This window comes from Pseudoalteromonas ruthenica, assembly GCF_008808095.1.
Lineage (GTDB): Bacteria > Pseudomonadota > Gammaproteobacteria > Enterobacterales > Alteromonadaceae > Pseudoalteromonas > Pseudoalteromonas ruthenica.
Genome location: NZ_CP023396.1, coordinates 2,007,709 through 2,031,055, shown reverse-complemented (window position 1 = coordinate 2,031,055; position 23,347 = coordinate 2,007,709). Strand labels below are relative to the sequence as shown.

Genomic DNA, 23,347 nt, shown 5'->3' with positions numbered 1-23,347 from the left:
TTAATGTTCGTACAACTTTTGATGGAAACGCAGCACTTCAACTGTATTTCCTTGCGTTAAGGTTATTTCAAAGCGATAAACTTCTTCGTTATCAAAGCGCATTTGGGCTATGTAATAGATGCTCTCGCCTTCTTTAATTTCTTTAAAGGTTAACTGTTCTGTTTGACCAATGAGGTTTTTGGCGCTGCCTTGAATGTCGACGGCTTGGGCTTGGTTATTTTGTAATACCGAAATATTGATTAGGGCTCTATCGCCAGCCCGTTCTAAGTCATAGTTACGCGCAACTTCTGCGGGAACGGATGTTGAGGGAAAGGCAATATAGTGTACTTGCCAGTGACCCAAGTTTTTAAATTGACCCCCTTGAACTTCGGCTTGCTCGCCATAGCTGGGGGAGATGCTGAGTATGCTTAACAGCAATGCAGTGAACAGGGTTTTCATAATATGACTCCTGTGGTTAGGCGTTGGCCTTAGCTCGACCAACGCACTCTTTACCCTTAAGTGTACCAGAGAACAGCAAAGCCGGGGTTTGCTGCGAGTTCAGGTTAGCCGATAAAGTCCATAAACAAAATTTGTAAGAACTGTAAGGCGATAATCAAGACAAGGATAGAAAGATCTAAGCCACCAAGGGGTGGGATCACCTTGCGTATCGGTCTTAGCATGGGTTCAGTAAGTTGATGGAAAATCGCTTCTATGGGATTGTAACCTTGGCTGACCCAGCTCAAAATGGCACGAATAATGAGCACCCAGAACAGTAAGTTAAGACCTTCTTTAACTACCGTTAGAGCGCCGGAGATAAGCACCGTAGGGGCACTCCAGCCGCCGTGGAACATCATCAGAAGCACACTGACCTTGGCAAAGGCAACAATGAATGCCAGCACCAGTGAAGCGATATCCAAACCGCCAAAACCGGGGATGATTTTACGTAATGGGTTCACTGCAAAACTGGTGGCCTTCACCACAAATTGACTCAGCGGATTATAGAAATCCGCTCGCACAGCCTGCAGCCAAAAGCGCAACAGTACCACCATTAAAAATAGATCGAATACGATCCCAACAAGAAATTGCATGGCATTCATGAGCTTAGTCTCTTCGCAAGTTAAATTTCTTTTTCCATCTCTTGGGCACGGGCAATACAGGCATCCATGGCTCCGGCAACAGTCTGTACTAGGCCTTGGTCTTTGAGGTGCTCAACGGCAGCGTGGGTGGTACCGCCCTTAGAGGTGACGTTAGCGCGCAGTTGCGAAATGCTAATATCGTCCTGCGACAAGGCCATCTCCGCTGCACCCAAAGCTGTTTGTTGTACTAGTGCTCGAGCTTGTTGCTCATCAAAGCCTAGTGCCTTAGCTTTTTCTTCAATGGCTTCCATAAATAAGAAGAAGTATGCAGGTGAAGAGCCAGTAACAGCAATAATGTTGTTAATTTGCGTCTCTTCATCAACCCATACAGCGATACCGGTGCATTCAAATACACTTTGAATAAAGTCGCGTTCTTGCTCATTGATACCTTCAGCATACAGGCCTGATACACCACGGCCCAATAATGAAGGCGTGTTTGGCATGCAGCGCACCATTTTCACTGGTTGGCCGAGCATTTCTTGTAAGCGCGCAACAGTAATACCCGCCGCCACGGAAATAAACACTTTGCCGCTAAAATCAACACCAGCATCAATAAAACTTTGCGCTAAATCCGCCATCATTTGTGGCTTAACCGACAACACGATGACATCGGCCTTTTCAATCGCTTCAACGTTATCCGAGGTGGTTTGTACACCAAAGTCAGCGGCGACCTTCGCGAGTTTTTCCTGATTACGGTTGGTAGCAATAATGCGTTCTTTCGCAAAACCGTTTTTCACCATGCCGCCAATAATGGCGTAGCTCATGTTTCCAGTACCAATAAACGCGATGGTTTTTTGTGACATATAAACCTCAACTTGTTGTGTTATTAGAATATACGATTCAACGTCCTAGCTGCGCTCTCCAAATATAGCAGTGCCCACTCGGACCATGGTTGAACCGGCGGCGATGGCCGCATCCACATCAGCACTCATGCCCATGGACAAGGTATCTAGCTGTGGATATTGGGTCTGTAGTTTATCAAAGCAAGCCTTTAATTTCTCAAAAGATTGCAGTTGCGCATCGAAACTGTCGGTTTTTGCTGGGATTGCCATTAATCCACGCAGGTGCAGCTGTCGGCTATTGTTAACGAGTTCAGCCAACTGCGGCAATTGTGCTACTGCACAGCCAGACTTATTATCGTCGTTATCAATATTCACTTGAATGAGAATATTGAGCGGTTTCATATTCGTGGGACGCTGCTCATTTAAACGCCGAGCAATTTTTTCCCTATCAACGCTTTGCACCCAGTGGAAGTGCTCGGCAATCGCTTTGGTTTTATTACTCTGAATGGGGCCTATAAAATGCCATACTATTGTCTTATGGTCGTTAAGTGCCTGCACCTTCTCAACACCTTCTTGGACATAGGATTCAGCAAATTCTCGGTGACCATGATCAAAAGCCGCTAAAATATCTTCTAAGGGTTTTTTCTTAGAAACGGCGATTAAAGTGATGTCTTTTTCATCGCGATTGCATTTTTTTGCCGCCGTAGCGATTCGGGCGTAGGCGGCATCGAGTCGTTCTGCTATTGTAACCATAAAGTTATCAGTTAGTTGTGGAGTCCTGTTATGGATATTACTGAATTATTGGCCTTTAGTGTGCAACACAAGGCCTCGGATTTACACCTTTCAGCCGGTGTATCGCCGATGATTCGTGTCGACGGCGACGTGCGCCGTATTAACATTCCCGTGCTTGAGGCCAAGGAAGTCAGCGGCCTTGTCTACGACATTATGAACGATAAACAGCGCAAAGAATACGAAGAAAACCTAGAAGTGGATTTCTCGTTCGAGGTTCCTGGCTTAGCGCGTTTTCGTGTTAACGCCTTTAATTCTAACCGAGGCCCAGCAGCGGTGTTTCGTACCATCCCCAATGAGGTGCTGACCTTGGATGATTTGGGCGCGCCGGAGATATTTAAAACCATCTCGGAAAACCCGCGTGGTCTGGTATTGGTGACTGGGCCAACAGGTTCGGGTAAATCAACCACCTTGGCGGCGATGATTGATTACATCAATAAATCACGCCACGACCATATCCTCACCATTGAGGACCCGATAGAATTCGTACACCAAAACAAGCTAAGCTTGATTAACCAGCGGGAAGTTCACCGTGATACGCACAGCTTTAACAATGCCTTGCGCAGTGCGTTGCGTGAAGACCCCGACGTTATCTTGGTCGGTGAGCTGCGGGACTTAGAAACCATTCGCCTAGCGATGACCGCCGCAGAAACAGGTCACTTAGTGTTTGGCACCTTGCACACCACCTCAGCACCAAAGACCATTGACCGTATCATCGACGTCTTCCCCGGTGAAGAAAAAGACATGGTGCGTTCGATGCTTTCAGAATCACTGCGCGCGGTTATCTCGCAAACACTGTTGAAAAAAGTGTCGGGCGGGCGAATTGCGGCACACGAGATTATGATAGGTATCCCAGCGATACGAAACCTTATTCGTGAAGATAAAATCGCGCAGATGTACTCGTCGATTCAAACTGGCGCTGCGCATGGTATGCAGACCATGGACCAGTGCTTACAAAACTTGCTAAACCGTGGCCTTATCAGCACACAGGCAGCACAGGCGAAAGCCCATGATAAGACCCAATTCGGAATGTCGGGTCAGTAGTAGGATTAACACCATGATACAACCTTTAGCGCATTATTTGCAGAAGATGATCGCCTTGCAGGCATCGGATTTATTTGTTTCTACGCATTTGCCGGTGAGTGCCAAAGTGAATGGCGAGCTCACCCCCCTTGATGACTATGTGCTCAGTGATGATGAGGCATTGACCTTGGTAGAGTCGGCAATGTCCGATAAACAAATCAATGAGTTTCATAACTCTAAAGAATGTAACTTTGCCATTGCCACCGATGAGGGACGTTTCCGTATCTCGGCATTTTGGCAACGTGATCAGGCGGGGATGGTTATTCGTCGTATCGTTACCACCATACCCGACGTTAATGAACTCGGTCTGCCTTCAGTGCTTACCGATGTGATCATGAAAAAACGTGGTCTAGTGCTGTTCGTCGGTGGTACCGGCACCGGTAAGTCAACCTCATTGGCGGCGCTACTGGGTTATCGTAACCGCAACCAAAAAGGCCATATCCTTACCATTGAGGATCCAATTGAATTCGTACACGAGCATAACAAAAGTATCATTACCCAACGTGAGGTTGGACTTGATACCGAGAGTTTTGAGGCTGCACTGAAGAGCTCGCTGCGTCAGGCGCCGGATGTAATTCTCATTGGTGAGATCCGCTCGCAAGAAACCATGGAATATGCGTTAAGCTTCGCTGAAACTGGCCACCTGTGTGTTGCTACCTTGCACGCCAACAATGCCAACCAAGCCATTGACCGTATTATGCACTTGGTGCCCAAGGAAAAGCACGACAAGCTCAAATATGATTTAGCCCTTAACTTGCGCGCTATTATTGCTCAGCAGCTGATCCCTACCACAGATGGTAATGGTCGTGTGGCAGCGATTGAGGTGTTACTAAACTCACCGATGATTGCCGAGCTGATCAAAAAAGGCGAAATCGGCTCCATCAAAGAGGTGATGGCTAAGTCCAAAGAAATGGGCATGCAAACCTTCGACCAAGCGCTGTTTGATCTGTACAAGCAAAACCTCATCAACTACGCCGATGCACTGCACCACGCTGACTCACCGAACGATCTTCGTTTGATGATTAAGCTTCGTAACAACGAACAACAAGGTGCAGGCTTCCTACAAGGGGTAACGGTGGACGGCCTTGGCGACGATAGCGATAGCTAAACGCTCAAGCGTAAAAAGTATCAGGGCGTTTTTTTACGCGCTGATACTCACCGTGCTACTGCCTGCTCAGGGCAGAGAGCAAAGCATTGACATCTATTTGCGTGATGATGTTTATACCGATTATGTAGCTTTTTTGGCTGGGCGCTCGCCCTTAGCCGTCAGCGACTTTAGCGGTAAGCGTGTGCGTCGGGATGTGGTCGATATGATAGTGGCGCAGCAAGCGCTGCGTCTAGGCGGCTTCGAGTACACTTTTAACTACCGTGTCGGCAAGATTAATTTTCGTAATACGCGGTTGCTGGAACAAGGTAAATTATTAATTAGTTTTGATACCTATTGGCGTGCTGATGCGCTAATACTCAGTGAGGCGGTTTTTGTCAGCGATGCGGTGATCCGTCAAGGTGAGTATTATGCGGGTATTTATAGTCACCCAGATAACACGCGGGTGCAGAGTATAACATCGCTGGCCGATATGACCGCACTCACCGCTGTATCTACGCCGCGCTGGCGCAGTGATTGGCGCACCTTGCAGGCACTGCCGTTGAAACGCATGATTAAGGAAGATGAATGGTTATCGCAAGCGCGCATGGTGTCGATGCTGTGGGTCGACTTTATGTTGATGCCACTGATGCCTCAGTATAATAACCATTACCAGCTGGATAACATATCACTGAAGGCGCATCCGCACTTTGTTGTGCAAATAAAAGACAGCCGTCACTTCGTAGTGTCTCGTAATCACCCCCAAGGTCAGCAGGCCTTTAAAGCACTCCAAAAAGGGCTGGCCAAACTGCGCGAGCAGGGCCGAATTCGAGCAGCTTACGAGCAAGCGGGGTTTATTCCTGATTTAACGCAGATGGCCGTGCTTAATAGCCCCCTTGAGCGGCAAAAAAGCTCTCCAGAATAAGCACCGCAGAGGCATTATCAATATTGCCTTTACTTAGGTTTCGATAGCCGCCCTCGGCGAATAGCTGCTCCTTGGCGGCGGCCGTGGTTAGTCGTTCATCTTGGGTTTGTACTGGCAACCCCGTTTGATTGTGCAGGCGATTGGCAAACTTGCGTGCCCGGCGCGTGAGCTCTTGCTCGCTGCCATCCATATTCAGTGGTAAGCCTACCACTAACAAGTCTGGCTGCCATTCATCGACCAGGGTACGAACATCATCCCAATTAGGAATACCATCACGAGCCTTGATAGCGCGCAGGCCATTAGCAGTACCTGTTAACTCTTGGCCGATGGCGGCGCCAATACTCTTGGTACCAAAATCAAAGCCCATTACACTGCGCTGGCCCATTTTAGAGCTTGAGGACTCACTCATGCGTGACCCGCCTCCAAACTAAGCTTATTAGCATCAATACCCATAAGTTCTAAGGCTTTATGCCAGCGCTCGTTGATGGGGGTATTGAAAATAACCTCGGGGTCGGCTTCCATAATTAACCACGAGTTTTCCAACAGCTCTTGCTCTAACTGACCCTCAGACCAACCGGCATAACCTAAGGTGATGATAAATTGCTCCGGTGCATCCTCGGTGGTGAGACTCGCAAGCACGTCTTTGGAGGTGGTGATCATTATCTCGGAGCTTAAACTTTGCGATGATGCGTAGCCCGGCTTAGGCGTGTGCAGCACAAAGCCTCGGTCCGTTTTCACCGGTCCGCCAGCAAACACCTGGCGTCCAGCGGCTTGTTGGTTTTTATCGTTGTCGATGTCTATTTTGTCCAATAACTCACCCACCGTGACATCAATAGGTTGGTTAATCACCAAACCCATGGCGCCTTCGTCGTTATGCTCGCAAATATAGGCCACTGCGTGTTTGAAGAATGGCTCTTGTAACGAGGGCATGGCGACCAAAAAGTGGTTGGTTAATGACTGCATAGACATCTCCACGATTAAGAAGTTGTTAAATTGCGCTCAAGCGCGTCAAAAAACAATGCGGTGACAGAAAAGTTGCTCTCAGCCTCTATTTCTTTAACGCATGTTGGCGCGGTAACGTTCACTTCGGTGAGTTTGTCACCAATAATATCCAGACCCACGAATAATAGTCCCTTGGCCTTTAGCGTTGGCGCCAGTGTCTCAGCGATACGGCGCTCATCATCGGTAAGAGGGCGCACCTCACCGCGACCACCAGCGGCGAGATTGCCTCGCGTTTCGCCTTTTTGAGGAATACGCGCTAAGCAGTAGGGAACCACTTCGCCATCAACGACTAAGACTCGTTTGTCGCCGTCTTTAATGGCAGGAATATAGTTTTGGATCATAGCATAACGCTTGCCATGCTCAGTCAGGGTCTCGATGATCACACCGATATTGGCGTCGTCTTCTTTGACTCGAAAAATAGAGGCGCCGCCCATGCCATCGAGTGGCTTCATAATGATATCACCATGTTCAGCCAAGAAGGCGCGGATCTGCTTCGCCGAGCGGGTCACTAAGGTGTCTGGAGTAAATTCGCTAAACCAGGCGGTATAAAGCTTTTCGTTGGCATCACGCAGGCTTTGCGGTTTATTAACGACTAAGGCGCCAGCCAGTTCTGCGCGCTCTAAGATATAGGTGGCGTAGATGTATTCGGTATCAAAAGGTGGGTCTTTGCGCATTAAAATAATATCGAGATCGCCTAAAGCAATGTCCTGTTGCGGCGCTAAGTCATACCACTTCTCGGCATTATCAAACACATGGGCGCGAGCAGCGTGAGCAAAAGCTTCACCTTGGCGCAGAAACAGATCGTCCATTTCCATATAATACAATTCATAGCCGCGCTTTTCGGCTTCCAGCATCATTGCAAAGCCGGTGTCTTTTTTAATATTAAACCCAGAAATTGGGTCGCTGATAATGCCCAGTTTAATTGCCATTGCTCTACTCGTTTAATCAATCTAATTATTTTATGGGGTTGGCGCGCAGTAAATTCAATTCGCTAAATCACCAAACTGCATCTGTAACGCACTTAAGACCGTTAAAGCCGCCGTTTCTGTGCGCAAGACGCGTGGACCTATGCGAATATCCATAAAGCCATGCTCATGACTGCTGTGGATCTCTGCATCGGTAAAGCCGCCTTCAGGGCCAACTAAAAAGCGCACACCCGCACTTGGCGCCGGCATAGTTTTAATGCTGTGCTGCGCGCGAGGATGTAACGTAAGCTTAGTGGCGTCGCTCGGCTGGGTTAGCCATTGCTCCAGAGCGATTGGCGGGTGAATGGTGGTAATACGATTACGACCACATTGCTCGGCTGCGGCGATAGCGATTTTCTGCCATTGTTGATGCTTCTTTGCTAAGCGTTCGCCATTGAGCTTAACCCCACAGCGCTCACTAAATAGCGGGGTAATTTCGCTCACCCCGAGCTCCACCGACTTTTGAATGGTAAAGTCCATCTTATCGCCACGGGAGATCACTTGCCCAAGATGGATAGCAAGGGGAGATTCACATTCACTATCGATAAACTCTATACAGCGAACGGTCACGTATTTTTTGCTGCTATCAACGATTTCACAGTGATATTCACCACCGTGGCCGTTAAACAGCCGCAGTTGATCGCCAACTTGCATGCGCAACACACGGCCTACGTGCCCAGCTGCATCATCACTTAAATTAAAGTCTGTACCTAAAGCGCCTATGGTCGGCTCGAAAATATGCGGAATTCTCATTACGCTGTCCATCATCAGGATTTTGCGACAGTCTAAACTAGTCGCCTAAATGCGCAAGTATATCAGGATCCTGATTACAGCTGAGGTGATTTTGGTGATAGGGCGTAGTCAGTGGTGTAAGGTGGTAATCAGCGCCTTGCTTATTAATTAATAACCGATTTTCATGTAACGAATCAATGACCCATTTAAAGGAATTGCTAGCACTTTCATAGGCGCAGGCAAACACCAGCACGCCAGCAACGCTATGGTGTCGCGAGGCGTAACTTGATAATTCAGCTACACTGATTTCGTTATCAAAGTCACAATAACAATAATCCTTTACCTGCTGGTCAAACATAAGCTTAACCATATGACGGGTGTTCGCTCCAGCAACTATCACTGTGTGCGCATAGGGATTGGCGCAAAAGGCTCGGCTCAACAGCGGATCGCTGTCGATGAGTAAATAGTTGCTAAGATCCTTATCCATTCATTCTCTCCGTTGCCACTAGGCGAAAAACTGAATCAGCAAATAGCCCATGGCACAGTATACAGAAAACACCACTGCAGCAATGCCAACATTGTCTTGGTGATCAACCTCGACCCCGGTGTCGACACGATAAAGTACGATCAACAACACGGCGCGAGCCATGGCATTGACCAATAACCACATCAGACCGCAGTGCACAGCCAATGTAAAGACATTTTCTACCATCTTGCCGCTGTAGTAATTGGCGCTGGCTAGACCTGCGTAAAGGGTCAGAGCCATACCTACAGATTTGCCTGCGTAACGAATACCGATTGAGGTATTTTCCAAGTTAAAGTTACTTTGCAGCGATGCGCCTTGGTTTACCTTAGCAAAGCGAGCTTCGCGCACTTTGCTATCTAGGGCAAATAAGCCCTGCAAAAATAAGAAGTTTACAAACACCACAAGCAAAGAATACATGCTGTTAGTTTGAGACCAACTGACCAAACCTATAACCACAATGCTATTTCCTAATAACATTCCCGAGTCGACTAAGGCGGCGCACACGTTCTGCTTTAAAATAGCCTTCTCTTCATTAAAACGACTGAGAATCCATTTTCGATGAATAGCTTGGCCAACTTTTGTAAAAAGTAGCATCAGTATTAACAAAAGCGGCACTTTCCACGGCTCTTCGCGCATCACCGTCAGTGAAAAGTCATCCACTAGGTAGCCGATAATCAGCACTAACGAGAGCAGGTAACTGGCATAGCTAATTCCCAGCGCAAAGTTATCACGCTGGGCGAGCTCTTCTTTTAAGGCCTGCCGCGCTCTGACTTGGGTGTAAATACGCAGTGCAAACAGCACCGCAGCAATAGCTACGAAGCTAATAGCAAAGGTATATAAGGACTCGTTTGACAAAGAAAAATACGTCATACTGGCAGCCGAAAAGGAACTTTGTTTTCATTCTAGTACGGTTGGCCCTAACTTAAAAGAGAGCGGTATCTATGACTGCACCTTCTGGTTTTAATTCGCAATTACAGCAACTTGGTAAAGATCGCTATGAACAGATATATGGCGACACAGAAATAGACAACGATTTGTTGCAACTGCTAGCGCTTAGCGACTTTGCCTACGATGTACTCAGTACCCATAAACAGTGGGGAGCGTGGCTTGTTGACCCCGAGCAACAGCAGTGTCGTGCGGTGCCGGATCCTTTGCCGCAGCAGTTAAGTGATGTGTCAGAAACTCAGGCATTAACCATGTTGCGTCGTTACCGCCAGCAGTATTGGCTAAAGGTTGCTTATCTCGATTTGGTATGCGGCAACGACATCGCTGACTCCATGGCTTATGTGTCTGCTTTAAGTGATACGCTGATAGACGCAGCCAATCGATGGGCCTTCGCTCAGGTAGCTAAAGTTAATGGCGCACCTGTGGACGAACACGGCCACCCGATCGCCATGATGATTTTAGGTATGGGCAAGCTGGGCGGAAAGGAGCTTAATTACTCGTCCGATATCGACCTTATCTTCATTTACCCCCTTAACACCCCCACCCAAGGCGGGCGGCGCAGTATTGAAGCGCAGGTGTTTTACACTAAGGTGGCGCAAAAAGTGATTGCTGCCTTAGACCAACATACCGTAGATGGGCGAGTTTTCCGCGTCGATATGCGTCTGCGTCCCTTTGGGGACAGTGGTCCTTTAGTCATGAGCTTTTCGGCAATGGAGGCGTACTATCAAGAGCAAGGCCGAGAGTGGGAGCGCTACGCCATGCTCAAAGGCCGATTCATTCACGCGCCATGTAACTATGTGCATGAGTTTAACGAGATGCTAAGACCGTTCGTTTATCGCCGATATATTGATTTCTCAGTGATTGAGTCATTGCGCAAGATGAAATCACTGATTGCCCAAGAGGTACGCCGTAAAGGCTTACAAGACAATATCAAGTTGGGCGCTGGTGGTATTCGAGAAGTGGAATTTATTGTTCAGGCACTGCAGCTGATCAGAGGAGGTCGAGAGCCGCAACTACAAACTCAAAGCTTAGCTAAAGCGTTGGCAGCACTGACAGAGCTCGGGGTTTTTACTGACGGGCAACAGCAGCAACTATGGCAAGACTATGCGTTGCTGCGCCAGGTAGAACAATATCTGCAAGCCTTTAATGATGAGCAGACCCAGCAATTACCGCAGTCACAACGTGATTGGCTGCGATTAAATACATTGCTCAATCAAGCTAATGAAGAACACAGTCGTGCAGTTATTGAGGCGGCGATGGGGCGCATACGCGATGAATTTGAACAAGTCATTGGCTTTGAGCCAGAGCAGGGTGATGACTTGGATGACAGCTATACCCTGGCGTGGGAGCATAACGATACCGAGGCCCTCAGTGATGTGATTGCCAATGCCCAGCAGCGTATGAGCTGGCAGGGACCCCTGAATCACTTTCATGAGCGCGTAAGCAAACAGCCTATAGGTAAACGTGGCAGAGACACACTGGATAAATTAATGCCCCATGTGTTGCAACAGCTGCAGCATGCTCACGCATGTGGTGAGGTCGTGGCCTTGGTCACCAATGTGCTCGATAAAATTATGTCGCGCACCGCCTATTTAGAGTTACTACTTGAAAACCCAGGGGCTCTCCAGCAATTAGTACGCTTGTGTGCGCACAGTCGTTGGATTGGCGAACATATTGCTCATTATCCGATTCTGTTGGATGAGCTTATTGACCCTGCGGAGCTTTACAACCCTTTCCCTTTGGATGCCTATAGTAACGAGATCCGCCAATATTTTTTACGCATTGATGAGCATGACTTAGAAATGCAGATGGAGGCGCTCAGGCAGTTTAAGCAAACCCAGCAATTACGTATCGCTGCGGCGGATGCGACCGGTGCGTTGCCAGTAATGAAAGTCAGCGACCACCTCAGCGCGTTAGCGGAGGCGATTATAGAACAGGCAGTTAACCTTGCCTGGCAGCAAATGGTGGCGCGCTTTGGCAAAGTCCCCGGCACCGATGAGCAACATAAGGGCTTTGCCGTAATAGCCTACGGTAAGGCGGGCGGATTGGAGTTAGGTTATGACTCTGACCTCGATTTAGTTTTTGTTCACAACCACGATGGCGACAGCAGCACCGACGGTGATAAGTCGATTTCCGCACGGCAGTTTTATTTAAAACTAGCGCAGCGCTTGATGCACCTGTTTAACACGCGCACCAGCTCCGGCATTTTATATGAACTCGATACCCGCTTGCGCCCTGAAGGGTCATCTGGCTTGTTAGCCATCAATATTGAGAGCTTTCTTCACTACCAGCAAACTCAAGCTTGGACTTGGGAGCATCAGGCCTTGGTGCGCGCCCGCATGGTCTATGGAATCAGCGCGCTACGCCAACGATTTAGTGAAATCCGTATAGAGATATTAGCGCAAGCGCGGCAGATAGCACCGCTTCGCGACGACGTGACCGCCATGCGGGAAAAAATGCGACGGCATTTAAACCGGGAAAACGAGTTTATGCTTGATTTGAAGCAGGGTGTTGGTGGGATGACCGATATTGAATTCATCACTCAATTTTTGGTTTTAGCCCATGCGCACCACCATCCTGCATTACTCGAGTATTCAGATAATATCCGCATTTTGGAAGCGGCGGCGCACTGTGGCTGTATCAGCGAACGTCAGACACAGCAGCTTATACACGCTTATTGCCACTATCGGGGCTTATATCATGTACTGAGTTTACGCAATCAAGAGAAAATGGTTGCCAAAATAGAGCTGCAAGATGAAATCGCCTCGGTCAGCCAAATCTGGGAGCAACTTTTTGCTGCTCCCAAATGAGGGGCATTAAGCGCGAGACATCTTTTTACAGTTTTCGCGAATATAAGGTGAGGGGCGCTCGGTGATCACGGCCGCGCGCTCGCGGTGGCAATAGAAGGTCTGTACCTCGTATTCAAAATCACTGTCAATCGCTTTGCCTACTTGGTAGAGCGTTGATACAAAAGTGTCGTCCACGCGAAAAGGGTGCTTCACTACGTAGTCTTTATTTAAGTACCAGTAAAAGGCGATACCTTCTTCCTTGGCGAAGTCAGACATCACCTTGCGCAGTGTAGCCCCAGCGGCAAAGCGACGACTTTTAACTTGCCCTTGCCAGCGAATATCAGTGGGTTGCACCACACCGACACGTTGCTCCAGCATGCGCGTGATGTCGTCTTTAGGCTCGCCCAGCTCGATAACATACTTTTCACGTTCAGTGGCATTGCGCACGGTGTTTTTGATGTTAGCGTAAAATTGTGACAACCCTTTGGCGGCTGGGTTGCTGTCTTCCCTTACTTGAAATACAGGGCCATCGCCGAGTAAAAAATAGGCGGCGGCTAAAATAAGAATAAAAGCCAGTGATAAATGTTTAATCCAAAACCACATAGCTACTCCTGATGATGTTGTTATTGTTAAGCATAGTTGGTCATTGTTGATATTGACTAGCGATAATAAGACGGTGCATGCTCGTCAGGGCGCGTCTTAAAGCGCCGGTGTAACCACATATATTGCTCAGGTGCATTATTAATGGCTTGCTCCATACGCTGGTTTACTTGCGTGACATCATGCACATCATCGCCACTGGGGAAGTTCTCTAGCGGAGGTTGCACCGCGAGGTGATATTTTCCCTGTGCGTCTCGGTGAGTCATAATGCTCAGTGTTCGGCAATGGCGACTATTTGCAAATAATAGTGTACCTGTGGTGGTTGCTGCCTCTTTGACGGCAAAAAAAGGCGCAAAAACACTGCGATTGCGGCCATAATCTTGGTCCGGCAGGTAGTAGCAAAACTTTTTATCTTTTAGAGCTTTAAGTAAAGACTTAACATCACGCTTTCCAACCAAATACTCGTTCGAACGCAAACGTCCCTTGGCGGTAAAGTAATCCATTAAGGCATTGTTATGGGGGCGATAAAAAGCCACGCCTTGGCGCTCTAATCCCATTACGCGAGAGGCCATTTCTAAATGCAGAATATGAGGCACCAATAACAGCACACCTTTACCGTCTTTATTGGCTTGATCTACATGCTCTAATCCGGTGATGGACCCCATCACTCGTTTTACTCGCCATGCGGGCCACCACCATGCCATGGCACTTTCAAAAATGGCCATGCCGGTGTTTTCCATATTCTTAAGCACCAACTCGGCGCGCTCGGCTTCTGTTAACTCTGGGTAGCATAAGGCAATGTTGACTTCAGCAATTTTTCGGCGTTTTTTTACAAACCGATGCACTAAACGACCTAATGCACGCCCTAAGGCTAATTGCCAGGATTGTGGTAGCCAGCTAAGGGTGTAAAGTAAAAAAATGGAGAGCCAGCTTGGCCAATACTTGGGGGTTAAGAAGGCAAGTTGGAAAGTTGCTTTGTTGACCACTGTAGTTGTTATTCACCGTTGTAGATGGCGGACAGTATACGTTATTCATATAACAAAGCCAGTGCTGGGCACTGGCTTTATCTTGACGCGTTAGCTTTGTGGCTTCAGGCCTTGATTTATTGCCTTTAGGTCCTCAGCGGTAAGCGTGCCCGCAGCTTGTTTCAGTGCCAGAGTCGATACTACATAGCGGTAACGCACATCGGCTAAGTTACGTTTGGCATTGTAAAGGTTCTGGGTGCTAATCAATACATCAACAATGGTTCGTGTACCCACTTCGAAACCAGCTTCCGTGGCCTGTAAGGCGCTTTCTGCGGAAACCACAGCTTGCTCCAATGCTTTGTAGGTAGCGATATCAGACACCACTTGGTTATAAGAGGTAATCGTGGTTCGCGTTACCCCGCGCAGGGTCGCTTCTAAGTCTTCACTGGCAACAACATAAAGGGCACGTGCTTGGTCAGTTGAAGCCACTGTTGCTCCACCAGAGTAAAGCGGAAGTTCGAAGTTTAAGCCCACTGACGCTGTGTCGCCACGCGGAACATGGTCATTAACAACGGTTTGGCCCATGATAGTACGCTCACTATCAACTAATGAATCGCCGTAGGCTGCATTGAGGGTCAACTTCGGATAGTGACCTGTTTGCGCCAAATCGATTTGTTGTTTGGCGATATCAACCGATGCTTTAGCAACTTGCAGCTCTAAGTTGTTCGCTTTGGCCAGAGTAACAAAATCCTCAGTGGCTTTATTCGGCTTCACCGTAGAGAAAGTTTCAGTATCAAGCTGGTCGAGTTTGGCGTGGTACTTACCGGTGATCTCACGGAGCTTTTCGCGCGCTGTTTCAACATCGTTTTTAGCGACGATTTCGCGAGCGACTGAGTTATCGAATTGCGCTTGCGCTTCGTGTACATCGGTAATGGCAGTTAGGCCTACCGCGAAACGCTGCTTGGTTTGCTCGAGCTGGCGTTCGATAGCGCGTTTTTCTGCTTGCACAAATTCTAAGGTATCAATGGCAGCTAATACTTCAAAATAGCCCTGTGCGACACGCACAATCAGCGCTTGTTGTGCTTGGTCGTATACGGTCTTTTGTTGCAGAGCTTGCTTCTCAGCAATATCCAATGAGCGCCATGCGTTAAGGTCGAATATGGCTTGGCTTAAGCCAATCTCACGAGAAAACGTATCGCGCTCGCTGTCAACCTTGACCAGTTGTAGCAAGTCGTCATCAAACTCGTAGCTATCACTTTCTGATTTAGTGTAGCCCATGCTGAAACCAAGCTGAGGCAACAACGCGCTCAGTGCACGGTCTGTGTTATGCTCTTGTGCTTCGGCGTTAGCTTTAGCTTTTAAAACAACGGGATCGTTCTCAAGTGCAATTTCGTACACCTGCATTAGGTCTTCAGCATGACTGTAAGTGCTAAAGCTGCAGCTCAATGCAATCAGCGTGGTCAGTAGTGTCTTTTTCATTATCAGTACAGTCCTTAGAATATTCAGCGAATTAGGAGCATGTTATCGTGTTTCTCGCGATTTGCGAAAAGCAAAAACGTAAATTGACTGCGCTTAAGTGTAACAGAATATAATTTTCGCGGAAGGGTAAACGCGACCGTTGACTTATAAACTTTTTGGCCAAGTGGGGTGGCGAGTATAAAATGAATAAAATCAATCAGTTCGATAAAGGCGACGTGACCATAGAGAGCACCGAAGAAGTGTTTAAAGGTTTTTTCAAAATCGATAAGTACCGTTTCAAACACGCATTATTTGCCGGTGGCACCAGTGCAATCATTGAGCGTGAAATATTTGAACGCGGTCATGCTGTGGCCGTGTTGCCTTATGATCCAGCAACGCGCTCGGTGTTACTCGTCGAGCAAATTCGCATAGGCGCCTTGGCAACCAAAGACAACCCCTGGCTATTAGAATGTATTGCTGGCATGGCTGATGGCAGTGAAGATTACCCGGCGGTAGTGCGTAAAGAAGCGCAAGAAGAAGCGGGTTTGGAATTGCAGCAATTGGACTTCATGCTGTCATACCTTTCGAGCCCCGGCGGGACAACAGAGCGGTTGTATTTGTATTTAGCGCAAACTGATTTATCAGGAATCGGTGGCACGGTGCACGGACTGGATGATGAAGGTGAAGATATTAAAGTACATGTGATGGCTGTTGATGAGGCAATGGCGCGCCTAAACAACGGGGAAATTGATAACGCCGCAACAGTGATTAGTCTACAATGGTTAGCACTCAATGAGCAGCGAATTCAACAGCAATGGGGCGGTGAGTGACAGTACAAAGAAAAGCAGGGTACATTCAATCCCTGCCTAAATACCTCACTTTGTGTGAGCGCAACTATGCCAACGTGATGCGCATTTTGCCAAGCGCTGGCACAACGGGCGCATCGCAGCTACTCACTATCGCCAACGAGCAATATGAGGTTGTGATTGAGCAGGCTGCCAAATACACCACTGATATTTGTATTACTCAAGTGCAAGGAGCGGTGGAGGGCCTATTCACACCGCCAATGAATGTTCGCATTTATCACGATGCCAAGGTCGCAGAGGTAGTGCATCCAAACTACCATACGCGAATTAAGCCATCTTATGGTTACCCGAACCCGAAAATGCATCATAAAGACGAAAAATACCAAGTTAATGCGTTTTTGCATGACTGGTTGAGTTTTTGTATGTCACATGGCGAAGCGGTTTTAGATTGGGATTGTAACAGTGGCTTGGTTTGAATCCCCTTATTTTTGCCCTGCCAGTACTGAGCTAAACTTCGCGCATTTTACCGATGCGCATTTATTTGCGCAGCCGCAAGAGCAGTACTTTGGTGTGCGTACAGCGCAGCATTTACAACAAACGCTGGCGGCCATGGCCGCTGAGGCATTTGATTTTGTGGTTTTCGGTGGCGATCTTACCCAAGACCACAGCCCTGAATCTTATCAACTATTTGCTGAGCTGGTGGCCAACAGTGCGCTACAGTGCCCGGTATTTTGGGTACCGGGGAATCATGATGAGCTTAGCCAGCTCAGTGCCATAACTGGAGGGCAAATTCGTCCTGAAAAACGCATTGAACATGCTTGTGGCCAAGTTTTACTGATTAATAGCAAAGGCGATACACCGGCAGGGTGGGTGGCAGAGAATCATTTGGCTGAGCTTGGTGATGCCATTGATACAGCCGCTTCTCAGCAGGTGTTTATTACCCATCACCACCCATTGCCTATTCACGGTTATTTAGATAAGCATATTCTCGAAAATGGTGATGCGTTATTGCAATGCATCGAGACGCGTAGTCGCAGCGCAACCGTGCTACATGGCCATACACATCATGATTACCACCATGATTACCAAGGTGTCGAGGTGTTCGGCACCCCCGCCACCTCGGTGCAATTTGTAAAAAATGCAGTGAGTTGGCAACAAGAAAATCTCGGCCCAGGGTATCGTCGCGTGCGTCTTGTGGCCAATAAAGCGCTTATCACAGAGGTCAAATGGCTCGCAAATTAATTTATATTCATGGCTTCAATAGTTCCGAGCGCTCCCACAAAGCAGTGCAGCTCGGTGAGCACTTACGTACCTGGCAGGGGCAGTATATTGTGCCACGCCTCAGCCATGACCCAGAGCAGGCGATCGCCCACTTGAGCGCGTTGGTGGATGAAGATACCGCCTTAATCGGCAGTTCGCTTGGTGGCTTTTATGCTACGTATTTATCGCAGCGTTATCATTTACCAAGCGTGGTGATAAACCCTGCCGTACGCCCTTTTGAGCTGCTCGATGAGTATCGCGGGGTGCAGTACAACCCCTATCAAAATTATAGCTATGAGCTGAATCACACTCACATGCAGGCCTTGCAGGGGCTTTATTTACAGCAATTAACTTCCCCCGAGCTGCTGTTTTTGTTACAACAAGAAGGTGACGAAGTGCTACCCTATGAGCAGGCTGTCGCTTACTATCAAGGTTGTAAACAACGAGTAGAAGCAGGTGGCAACCACAGTTTTATTGGGTTTGAGCGCTACTTTACCCATATAATGCAATTTCTGAATATCTCTCTAACCACTAAGGCCGTTAACGAATAAAAATATGAGCCAGCAGAATTACAACGCCGAAGCAATTGAAGTATTAAATGGTCTCGAGCCGGTGCAACGCCGCCCGGGGATGTACACCGACACCACGCGCCCTAACCACCTCAGTCAAGAAGTGATCGACAACAGTGTTGATGAGGCGCTGGCCGGACATGCCAGTAAGGTAGATGTCATTTTACATGAGGACAACTCGTTAGAGGTCATTGATGATGGTCGTGGTATGCCGGTGGATATTCACCCTGAAGAGGGGATCCCAGGGGTTGAACTGATTTTAACTAAGCTTCACGCCGGTGGTAAGTTCTCTAACAAAAGCTACCAGTTCTCTGGTGGTTTGCACGGCGTGGGTATTTCAGTGGTCAATGCGCTGTCAACACGTGTTGAAGTGACTGTGCGTCGCGACGGGCAAGTGTATGAGATTGCCTTTGCCGATGGCGATAAGGTGAAAGACTTAGAAGTCACCGGGACTGTGGGTAAGCGTAATACCGGTACGTCAGTTCGCTTTTGGCCCGATCCAAAGTATTTCGACTCCGCGAATTTTTCGCTTTCTAAACTCAACCACATTCTCAAAGCCAAGGCGGTACTGTGTCCTGGTTTGCGTATCCGCTTTATCAACAAGCAAAACAAAGAAACCCAGGAGTGGTACTACGAGGCGGGCCTGCAAGATTACATTAAAGACGCAACCAAAGACTTTGAAGCACTGCCTAAACAGCCATTTACCGGTGAGTTTAGTGGTGCCACGGAAGGAGTGGATTGGGCCTTGTTGTGGCTGCCAGAGGGCGGTGAGTCGATCACAGAGAGCTACGTTAACCTCATTCCTACCGCACAAGGCGGCACCCATGTTAATGGCTTGCGCCAAGGCTTGCTCGAGGCAATGCGAGAGTTCTGCGAATTCCGCAACTTGTTGCCCCGTGGTGTACGCCTGACGCCAGAAGATATCTGGGAAAAGTGCTCCTATGTATTATCGGTAAAAATGCAAGACCCACAATTCGCCGGACAAACCAAAGAAAAGCTGTCGTCACGTTCGTGCTCAGCGTTTGTCTCTGGGGTGGTTAAAGACTCCTTTAGCCTGTGGCTAAATGAGCACACCGATATTGCCGAGCTCCTTGCTGAGCTATGTATTAGTAACGCTCAAAAACGTATGCGCGCTGCCAAAAAAGTGGTGCGTAAAAAGGTTACGCAAGGCCCCGCTTTGCCCGGTAAGTTAACCGATTGCAGCAGTAACGAAAGTGAGCGCACTGAATTATTTTTAGTGGAAGGGGACTCAGCGGGCGGCTCAGCCAAACAAGCCCGGGATAGAGACTTCCAGGCGATTATGCCGCTACGAGGTAAAATTCTGAATACTTGGGAAGTGGAATCCGGACAAATTTTAGCATCGCAAGAAGTGCATGATATCTCCGTTGCATTAGGTATAGACCCCGACAGCGACGATTTAAGTGGCTTGCGGTACGGCAAAATTTGTATTCTCGCCGATGCTGACTCCGATGGACTGCATATTGCCACCTTGTTATGTGCTTTGTTTGTTAAACACTTCCCCACCTTGGTGCGCCAGGGTCATGTTTATGTTGCCATGCCGCCTCTGTATCGCATTGATGTGGGTAAAGAGGTTTTCTATGCCCTAGATGAGGGCGAAAAAACCGGTATTTTGGATCGCATTGAAGCAGAAAAGAAACGCGGCAAGGTCAATGTGCAACGCTTTAAAGGCTTGGGGGAAATGAACCCGTTGCAACTGCGTGAAACAACCATGGATCCGAATACTCGCCGTTTGGTGCAGCTTACCCTTGAAGAGATGGAACACACCGTTGAGGTGATGGATATGCTGCTGGCGAAAAAACGCTCTGGCGATCGCCGCCAATGGCTTGAGAATCACGGCGATAAAGCGCAAGTTGAGGTGTAAAAAGAATCACTATCACGGCTAACATTACACCCGAGTGTTAGCCGTTCACCTTCCCTTTACTTGCGGTGTGGTCTATTTAAACGAGACCATATTAAATTAAGGATAGCTATGAAACGCGTATTACTGCTTTGCCAGCATATACTATTGCTTGTGTTTGTCGGCTCGGCGCTGGCAAGCGAGCCAGAGCAGTATTCCGACGCGTGGCTGAATCAGCAGCTCAAGCAATTAGATGAATACAGCGTTCAAGACCCTGTAGAAGCTGTTAACTTCACCGAACAACTACTTGATAACCACAGCGGGCTCAGTGCATTGCAACGCGCAGCGTTTGAACTTGAGCTGGTCAGCAACTACTTACTTGTAGGGCGCGATAGTGACGCAAAGCGTTTAACCGATAAGCTCACCGCCACAGCAGATGAACTTAGGCCGTCACAGCAAGTACTCCTGTTGCTTGCCCGTGCGCAACTATTTGACCGCCAAGGCAAGCTAGACGCTGCTACTGAACTCTACAGCCAAGCCGAGCAGCAAGTCCAAGACCTGGCCCCTCTTCTACAAGCTGAAGTGTACAGCGCCATCGGCACTTTTTACGTTTACAACGACCAAGAAATCAAAGCATTAGGCTATTTCTCTCGGGCTTATCGGTTGTTACTCGAGCACGGCTCAGAGCTGCAAATCGCGTATCTTGAATCAAGTATGGCGAAAACCCATGAGTACTTGTTCGATTACGACCAAGCATTGGCTATGCAAACTAAAGCGCTTAATTATTTTAGCGAGCACGGTTTGTACTTCGATCAAATGGTGTCGCTGTTTAATATTGGTTCTATTTACATCGAACTCAATGACCCCCAAACAGCGTTGGAATACTTTCAAGCAATGTTGCCACTTGGGGCTAAACGCGACGACCCACAAGGTAAATACTTTACCTACTTTGGGTTGGCGCTTGCTTATGCGCAGATGGGGAAAACCGAACAAGCAGACCAAGCACTAGATAAAAGTGAGCACTGGGTTTGGGTGGTTGAAGATGCAGCTAATGAGCGTGCCCATCAATTTTTGCAAGCGCGTATTCGCTTGCAACAAAACCGCCTTGAAGAGGCTCAGCATATATTGCGCAACATTGAACAACAGCAGCAATCACAAGCAGAGCAAGGCAGTATCCATCGCAATTTGGAGTTGCTTGAATTAAAAGCGCAGTTGGCTAAGCGCCAGCAAGATTACCCAAGAGCGGTGGATTTGTTAGAGCAGTATATAAAGGCCAGTGAACAACATTACGACAGTGTAGGAGCCGTGGCCAAAGCGCGCCATAAAGTGCAGTTTGATACCGAGCAAATAGAGCTTAATAACCGTATTTTGGCGCAGCAGCAGTCGCTGCAAGAGCTAGAACTCGAGGCTTCCGAGCGACAGCACCGGCTACAGCAAGGAATCATTTTTCTCGGTAGTTTAGTGCTTATCACCGTGCTTGCTTTTTCTTGGCGACAATATCGTTTGCGACAGCGTTTTCGCGCGCTTGCGGTCACCGATAGCCTTACGGCGGTGGCAAATCGTCGCCATATCATGGATAAAGTCGATAGCTTGTGGCAAGACAATCAGCCTTTTTCTGTGATCGCCTGCGATATTGATCATTTTAAACGTATTAACGATGAGTTTGGGCATAGCGTTGGCGACGATGTATTAATCTGTGTGACCAAGCGTTTTAGCTACATGGTACGCCAGAGCGATATGCTCGGGCGCACAGGGGGGGAAGAGTTTTTGGTGGTGTTGCCAGACACCGACCTTGAGCAAGCTGTTGAGATCGCAGAGCGTTTGCGCAATAGTTTGTGCTCGGATACAGTAAAAAGCAATAATAATGAGTTACGAGTAACGGCGAGTTTTGGGGTACTGCAACGCAGTAATGATTATGACTCTGCCAAAGCGCTGCTCAGCGCCGTGGACAAACTACTCTATCAAGCAAAAAACAGCGGTCGAAATAAGGTGATTTATGAATAACAAACTTGTTAGTGCATTACTTGGGTTAACTTTCGCCAGCAGTGCGATGGCAACAGATATCACCGACAGACTGTCGGTTCCCGCAGGCTTCACCATCGAGCCGTACGCGCTAAATGTTGATAACGCGCGGCAACTAGCCATTTCCGAAAACGGTGTGGTCTATGCCGGTTCGCGTAAAGCGGGTAATGTTTACGCCTTAATTGATAAAGACCAAGACGGCCGTGCCGACAAACAGGTGCTGATTGCTGAAGGTCTTAACATGCCTTCGGGCATAGCCTATAAAGACGGAGCACTGTACGTTGCTGAGGTAGAGCGCATTATTCGCTTTGATGATATCGACAACAAGCTTGATAAAGCCAAACTAGAAGTGGTGTATGACAAGTTTCCCGATAAGCGCCACCACGGTTGGAAGTTTATTCGCTTCGCTCCCAGCGGTGAGCTCATTGTGCCTGTCGGTGTGCCCTGTAACGTCTGCGCAGAAGACCCTGAGTTTGGCCGTATTTTCTCCCTGAACTTAGAGAGCAAAGAGCTTACTACCCTCGCAGAGGGGGTGCGTAATTCGGTTGGTTTCGATTACCATCCAGACAGTGGCAAACTGTGGTTTAGCGATAACGGTCGTGACATGATGGGTGATGATATTCCGCCGTGTGAAATTAACCGTATCGATGAAGTAGGGCAACATTTTGGCTTTCCATACTTCCACGGTGGTACAATCCCGGATCCGGAGTTCGGCAAAGGCAAAAACGCTGCCGATTACACTCAGCCAGCGCTAAATTTAGGTGCTCACGTGGCACCACTAGGTATTCACTTTTACACTGGTGAGCAATTTCCAAGTGACTACGACAAACAGCTTTTTGTGGCTGAGCATGGTTCGTGGAACCGCAGTAAAAAAGCGGGCTACCGAGTTATGATGGCTAAGGTAGAAGATGGCCAAGTGACTGGCTACGAGCCATTTATTACCGGTTTTATGGAAAACGAAGAGACCTTTGGCCGACCCGTTGCCATGGTGCAAATGGCCGATGGCAGCTTGCTGGTCTCCGATGATTACGCTAACGCGATTTACCGCGTGCACTACAACAAGAAGTAAGTT

At 48.2% G+C, this 23,347-nt stretch carries 24 protein-coding genes; 11 read left to right on the top strand and 13 right to left on the bottom strand.

All coding sequences use genetic code 11. The features are described from left to right. The 4 genes from PRUTH_RS09510 to PRUTH_RS09495 all read right to left on the bottom strand — a co-directional run bounded on the left by PRUTH_RS09510 (position 1) and on the right by PRUTH_RS09495 (position 2,650). Entirely contained in the window at positions 1 to 438 is a 438-nt protein-coding gene (locus PRUTH_RS09510) for a DUF4426 domain-containing protein (RefSeq protein WP_151173147.1), read from the bottom strand. Positions 439 to 542: 104 nt separating this feature from the next. After that, positions 543 to 1,076 carry a YggT family protein gene (locus PRUTH_RS09505; protein WP_022946320.1) on the bottom strand — a complete coding sequence of 178 codons (534 nt, stop codon included), beginning with the start codon at positions 1,074 to 1,076 and terminating at the stop codon, positions 543 to 545. Positions 1,077 to 1,096: 20 nt separating this feature from the next. Next, on the bottom strand, positions 1,097 to 1,918 hold the full coding sequence (proC, locus tag PRUTH_RS09500; protein WP_138547975.1) for a pyrroline-5-carboxylate reductase: 822 nt from the start codon (positions 1,916 to 1,918) through the stop codon (positions 1,097 to 1,099). A 45-nt stretch (positions 1,919 to 1,963) separates the two neighbouring features. Beyond that, complete coding sequence (locus PRUTH_RS09495; RefSeq protein WP_151173146.1) at positions 1,964 to 2,650, bottom strand: YggS family pyridoxal phosphate-dependent enzyme; 687 nt, start codon at positions 2,648 to 2,650, stop codon at positions 1,964 to 1,966. Between the two features lie 30 nt (positions 2,651 to 2,680). Between PRUTH_RS09495 and PRUTH_RS09490 the strand changes: the two genes are divergently transcribed. The 3 genes from PRUTH_RS09490 to PRUTH_RS09480 are packed head-to-tail and all read left to right on the top strand — an operon-like array spanning position 2,681 to position 5,778. Beyond that, the gene (locus PRUTH_RS09490) at positions 2,681 to 3,730 is read left to right on the top strand and encodes a type IV pilus twitching motility protein PilT (RefSeq protein WP_151173145.1); all 1,050 of its coding nucleotides are present in this window, start codon (positions 2,681 to 2,683) and stop codon (positions 3,728 to 3,730) included. Between the two features lie 13 nt (positions 3,731 to 3,743). Next, positions 3,744 to 4,877 (top strand): PilT/PilU family type 4a pilus ATPase, encoded by a 1,134-nt coding sequence (locus tag PRUTH_RS09485; RefSeq protein ID WP_022946316.1) that lies wholly within the window; start codon positions 3,744 to 3,746, stop codon positions 4,875 to 4,877. Next, the gene (locus tag PRUTH_RS09480; RefSeq protein WP_257220918.1) at positions 4,855 to 5,778 is read left to right on the top strand and encodes a hypothetical protein; all 924 of its coding nucleotides are present in this window, start codon (positions 4,855 to 4,857) and stop codon (positions 5,776 to 5,778) included. The genes PRUTH_RS09485 and PRUTH_RS09480 overlap by 23 nt, the downstream gene beginning before the upstream one ends. Here PRUTH_RS09480 and ruvX read toward each other — a convergent pair. From ruvX to PRUTH_RS09450, 6 genes are read right to left on the bottom strand one after another with little or no spacing between them, the layout of a single operon-like run. Then, a complete protein-coding gene (gene ruvX / locus PRUTH_RS09475) occupies positions 5,738 to 6,187 on the bottom strand; it encodes a Holliday junction resolvase RuvX (protein ID WP_022946314.1) in 450 nt (149 codons plus the stop codon). The two genes, PRUTH_RS09480 and ruvX, sit on opposite strands and share 41 nt — an antisense overlap. Beyond that, positions 6,184 to 6,741, bottom strand: a complete 558-nt coding sequence (locus PRUTH_RS09470; RefSeq protein WP_022946313.1) for a YqgE/AlgH family protein — start codon at positions 6,739 to 6,741, stop codon at positions 6,184 to 6,186. The genes ruvX and PRUTH_RS09470 overlap by 4 nt, the downstream gene beginning before the upstream one ends. Positions 6,742 to 6,755: 14 nt before the next feature. Then, complete coding sequence (gshB, locus tag PRUTH_RS09465; RefSeq protein ID WP_045979570.1) at positions 6,756 to 7,709, bottom strand: glutathione synthase; 954 nt, start codon at positions 7,707 to 7,709, stop codon at positions 6,756 to 6,758. A gap of 54 nt (positions 7,710 to 7,763) precedes the next feature. Further along, a complete protein-coding gene (gene rsmE / locus PRUTH_RS09460; protein WP_026111304.1) occupies positions 7,764 to 8,498 on the bottom strand; it encodes a 16S rRNA (uracil(1498)-N(3))-methyltransferase in 735 nt (244 codons plus the stop codon). A 37-nt stretch (positions 8,499 to 8,535) separates the two neighbouring features. Beyond that, entirely contained in the window at positions 8,536 to 8,964 is a 429-nt protein-coding gene (locus PRUTH_RS09455) for a hypothetical protein (RefSeq protein WP_138588413.1), read from the bottom strand. An 18-nt stretch (positions 8,965 to 8,982) separates the two neighbouring features. Next, positions 8,983 to 9,873: a DUF350 domain-containing protein gene (locus PRUTH_RS09450; protein ID WP_151173144.1), complete on the bottom strand. Its 891-nt coding sequence runs from the start codon at positions 9,871 to 9,873 to the stop codon at positions 8,983 to 8,985. 71 nt (positions 9,874 to 9,944) lie between these two features. Between PRUTH_RS09450 and glnE the strand changes: the two genes are divergently transcribed. Then, positions 9,945 to 12,758, top strand: a complete 2,814-nt coding sequence (glnE, locus tag PRUTH_RS09445; protein WP_151173143.1) for a bifunctional [glutamate--ammonia ligase]-adenylyl-L-tyrosine phosphorylase/[glutamate--ammonia-ligase] adenylyltransferase — start codon at positions 9,945 to 9,947, stop codon at positions 12,756 to 12,758. Between the two features lie 6 nt (positions 12,759 to 12,764). Here the strand turns inward: glnE and PRUTH_RS09440 are convergent, their stop codons facing one another. The 3 genes from PRUTH_RS09440 to tolC all read right to left on the bottom strand — a co-directional run bounded on the left by PRUTH_RS09440 (position 12,765) and on the right by tolC (position 15,781). Next, complete coding sequence (locus PRUTH_RS09440) at positions 12,765 to 13,340, bottom strand: TcpQ domain-containing protein (protein WP_022946307.1); 576 nt, start codon at positions 13,338 to 13,340, stop codon at positions 12,765 to 12,767. Between the two features lie 56 nt (positions 13,341 to 13,396). Continuing rightward, complete coding sequence (lpxL, locus tag PRUTH_RS09435; protein ID WP_151173142.1) at positions 13,397 to 14,323, bottom strand: LpxL/LpxP family Kdo(2)-lipid IV(A) lauroyl/palmitoleoyl acyltransferase; 927 nt, start codon at positions 14,321 to 14,323, stop codon at positions 13,397 to 13,399. 90 nt (positions 14,324 to 14,413) lie between these two features. Next, complete coding sequence (gene tolC / locus PRUTH_RS09430) at positions 14,414 to 15,781, bottom strand: outer membrane channel protein TolC (protein ID WP_151173141.1); 1,368 nt, start codon at positions 15,779 to 15,781, stop codon at positions 14,414 to 14,416. 182 nt (positions 15,782 to 15,963) lie between these two features. Here tolC and PRUTH_RS09425 point away from each other — a divergent pair, with 182 nt between their 5' ends. The 7 genes from PRUTH_RS09425 to PRUTH_RS09395 all read left to right on the top strand — a co-directional run bounded on the left by PRUTH_RS09425 (position 15,964) and on the right by PRUTH_RS09395 (position 23,344). After that, positions 15,964 to 16,590: an NUDIX domain-containing protein gene (locus PRUTH_RS09425; RefSeq protein ID WP_151173140.1), complete on the top strand. Its 627-nt coding sequence runs from the start codon at positions 15,964 to 15,966 to the stop codon at positions 16,588 to 16,590. Continuing rightward, positions 16,587 to 17,042 carry a DUF1249 domain-containing protein gene (locus PRUTH_RS09420; protein ID WP_045979564.1) on the top strand — a complete coding sequence of 152 codons (456 nt, stop codon included), beginning with the start codon at positions 16,587 to 16,589 and terminating at the stop codon, positions 17,040 to 17,042. Before PRUTH_RS09425 ends, PRUTH_RS09420 begins: the two co-directional genes overlap by 4 nt. Continuing rightward, positions 17,029 to 17,808 (top strand): metallophosphoesterase, encoded by a 780-nt coding sequence (locus PRUTH_RS09415; protein ID WP_151173139.1) that lies wholly within the window; start codon positions 17,029 to 17,031, stop codon positions 17,806 to 17,808. Before PRUTH_RS09420 ends, PRUTH_RS09415 begins: the two co-directional genes overlap by 14 nt. Further along, entirely contained in the window at positions 17,793 to 18,377 is a 585-nt protein-coding gene (locus PRUTH_RS09410; RefSeq protein WP_151173138.1) for a YqiA/YcfP family alpha/beta fold hydrolase, read from the top strand. Before PRUTH_RS09415 ends, PRUTH_RS09410 begins: the two co-directional genes overlap by 16 nt. A 4-nt stretch (positions 18,378 to 18,381) precedes the next feature. Next, positions 18,382 to 20,277: a DNA topoisomerase IV subunit B gene (parE, locus tag PRUTH_RS09405; RefSeq protein WP_053910599.1), complete on the top strand. Its 1,896-nt coding sequence runs from the start codon at positions 18,382 to 18,384 to the stop codon at positions 20,275 to 20,277. Positions 20,278 to 20,385: 108 nt separating this feature from the next. Continuing rightward, positions 20,386 to 22,257, top strand: a complete 1,872-nt coding sequence (locus PRUTH_RS09400; RefSeq protein WP_151173137.1) for a tetratricopeptide repeat-containing diguanylate cyclase — start codon at positions 20,386 to 20,388, stop codon at positions 22,255 to 22,257. Next, a complete protein-coding gene (locus PRUTH_RS09395; RefSeq protein WP_022946298.1) occupies positions 22,250 to 23,344 on the top strand; it encodes a PQQ-dependent sugar dehydrogenase in 1,095 nt (364 codons plus the stop codon). Before PRUTH_RS09400 ends, PRUTH_RS09395 begins: the two co-directional genes overlap by 8 nt. The last annotated feature ends 3 nt before the right edge of the window (positions 23,345 to 23,347 follow it).

Bases quoted from the DNA above. Each gene is read 5' to 3' on its own strand.
- PRUTH_RS09510 (WP_151173147.1), bottom strand. From the start codon at position 438: ATGAAAACCCTGTTCACTGCATTGCTGTTAAGCATACTCAGCATCTCC.
- PRUTH_RS09505 (WP_022946320.1), bottom strand. From the start codon at position 1,076: ATGAATGCCATGCAATTTCTTGTTGGGATCGTATTCGATCTATTTTTA.
- proC (WP_138547975.1), bottom strand. From the start codon at position 1,918: ATGTCACAAAAAACCATCGCGTTTATTGGTACTGGAAACATGAGCTAC.
- PRUTH_RS09495 (WP_151173146.1), bottom strand. From the start codon at position 2,650: ATGGTTACAATAGCAGAACGACTCGATGCCGCCTACGCCCGAATCGCT.
- PRUTH_RS09490 (WP_151173145.1), top strand. From the start codon at position 2,681: ATGGATATTACTGAATTATTGGCCTTTAGTGTGCAACACAAGGCCTCG.
- PRUTH_RS09485 (WP_022946316.1), top strand. From the start codon at position 3,744: ATGATACAACCTTTAGCGCATTATTTGCAGAAGATGATCGCCTTGCAG.
- ruvX (WP_022946314.1), bottom strand. From the start codon at position 6,187: ATGAGTGAGTCCTCAAGCTCTAAAATGGGCCAGCGCAGTGTAATGGGC.
- PRUTH_RS09470 (WP_022946313.1), bottom strand. From the start codon at position 6,741: ATGCAGTCATTAACCAACCACTTTTTGGTCGCCATGCCCTCGTTACAA.
- gshB (WP_045979570.1), bottom strand. From the start codon at position 7,709: ATGGCAATTAAACTGGGCATTATCAGCGACCCAATTTCTGGGTTTAAT.
- rsmE (WP_026111304.1), bottom strand. From the start codon at position 8,498: ATGAGAATTCCGCATATTTTCGAGCCGACCATAGGCGCTTTAGGTACA.
- PRUTH_RS09455 (WP_138588413.1), bottom strand. From the start codon at position 8,964: ATGGATAAGGATCTTAGCAACTATTTACTCATCGACAGCGATCCGCTG.
- PRUTH_RS09450 (WP_151173144.1), bottom strand. From the start codon at position 9,873: ATGACGTATTTTTCTTTGTCAAACGAGTCCTTATATACCTTTGCTATT.
- glnE (WP_151173143.1), top strand. From the start codon at position 9,945: ATGACTGCACCTTCTGGTTTTAATTCGCAATTACAGCAACTTGGTAAA.
- PRUTH_RS09440 (WP_022946307.1), bottom strand. From the start codon at position 13,340: ATGTGGTTTTGGATTAAACATTTATCACTGGCTTTTATTCTTATTTTA.
- tolC (WP_151173141.1), bottom strand. From the start codon at position 15,781: ATGAAAAAGACACTACTGACCACGCTGATTGCATTGAGCTGCAGCTTT.
- PRUTH_RS09425 (WP_151173140.1), top strand. From the start codon at position 15,964: ATGAATAAAATCAATCAGTTCGATAAAGGCGACGTGACCATAGAGAGC.
- PRUTH_RS09410 (WP_151173138.1), top strand. From the start codon at position 17,793: ATGGCTCGCAAATTAATTTATATTCATGGCTTCAATAGTTCCGAGCGC.
- parE (WP_053910599.1), top strand. From the start codon at position 18,382: ATGAGCCAGCAGAATTACAACGCCGAAGCAATTGAAGTATTAAATGGT.
- PRUTH_RS09400 (WP_151173137.1), top strand. From the start codon at position 20,386: ATGAAACGCGTATTACTGCTTTGCCAGCATATACTATTGCTTGTGTTT.
- PRUTH_RS09395 (WP_022946298.1), top strand. From the start codon at position 22,250: ATGAATAACAAACTTGTTAGTGCATTACTTGGGTTAACTTTCGCCAGC.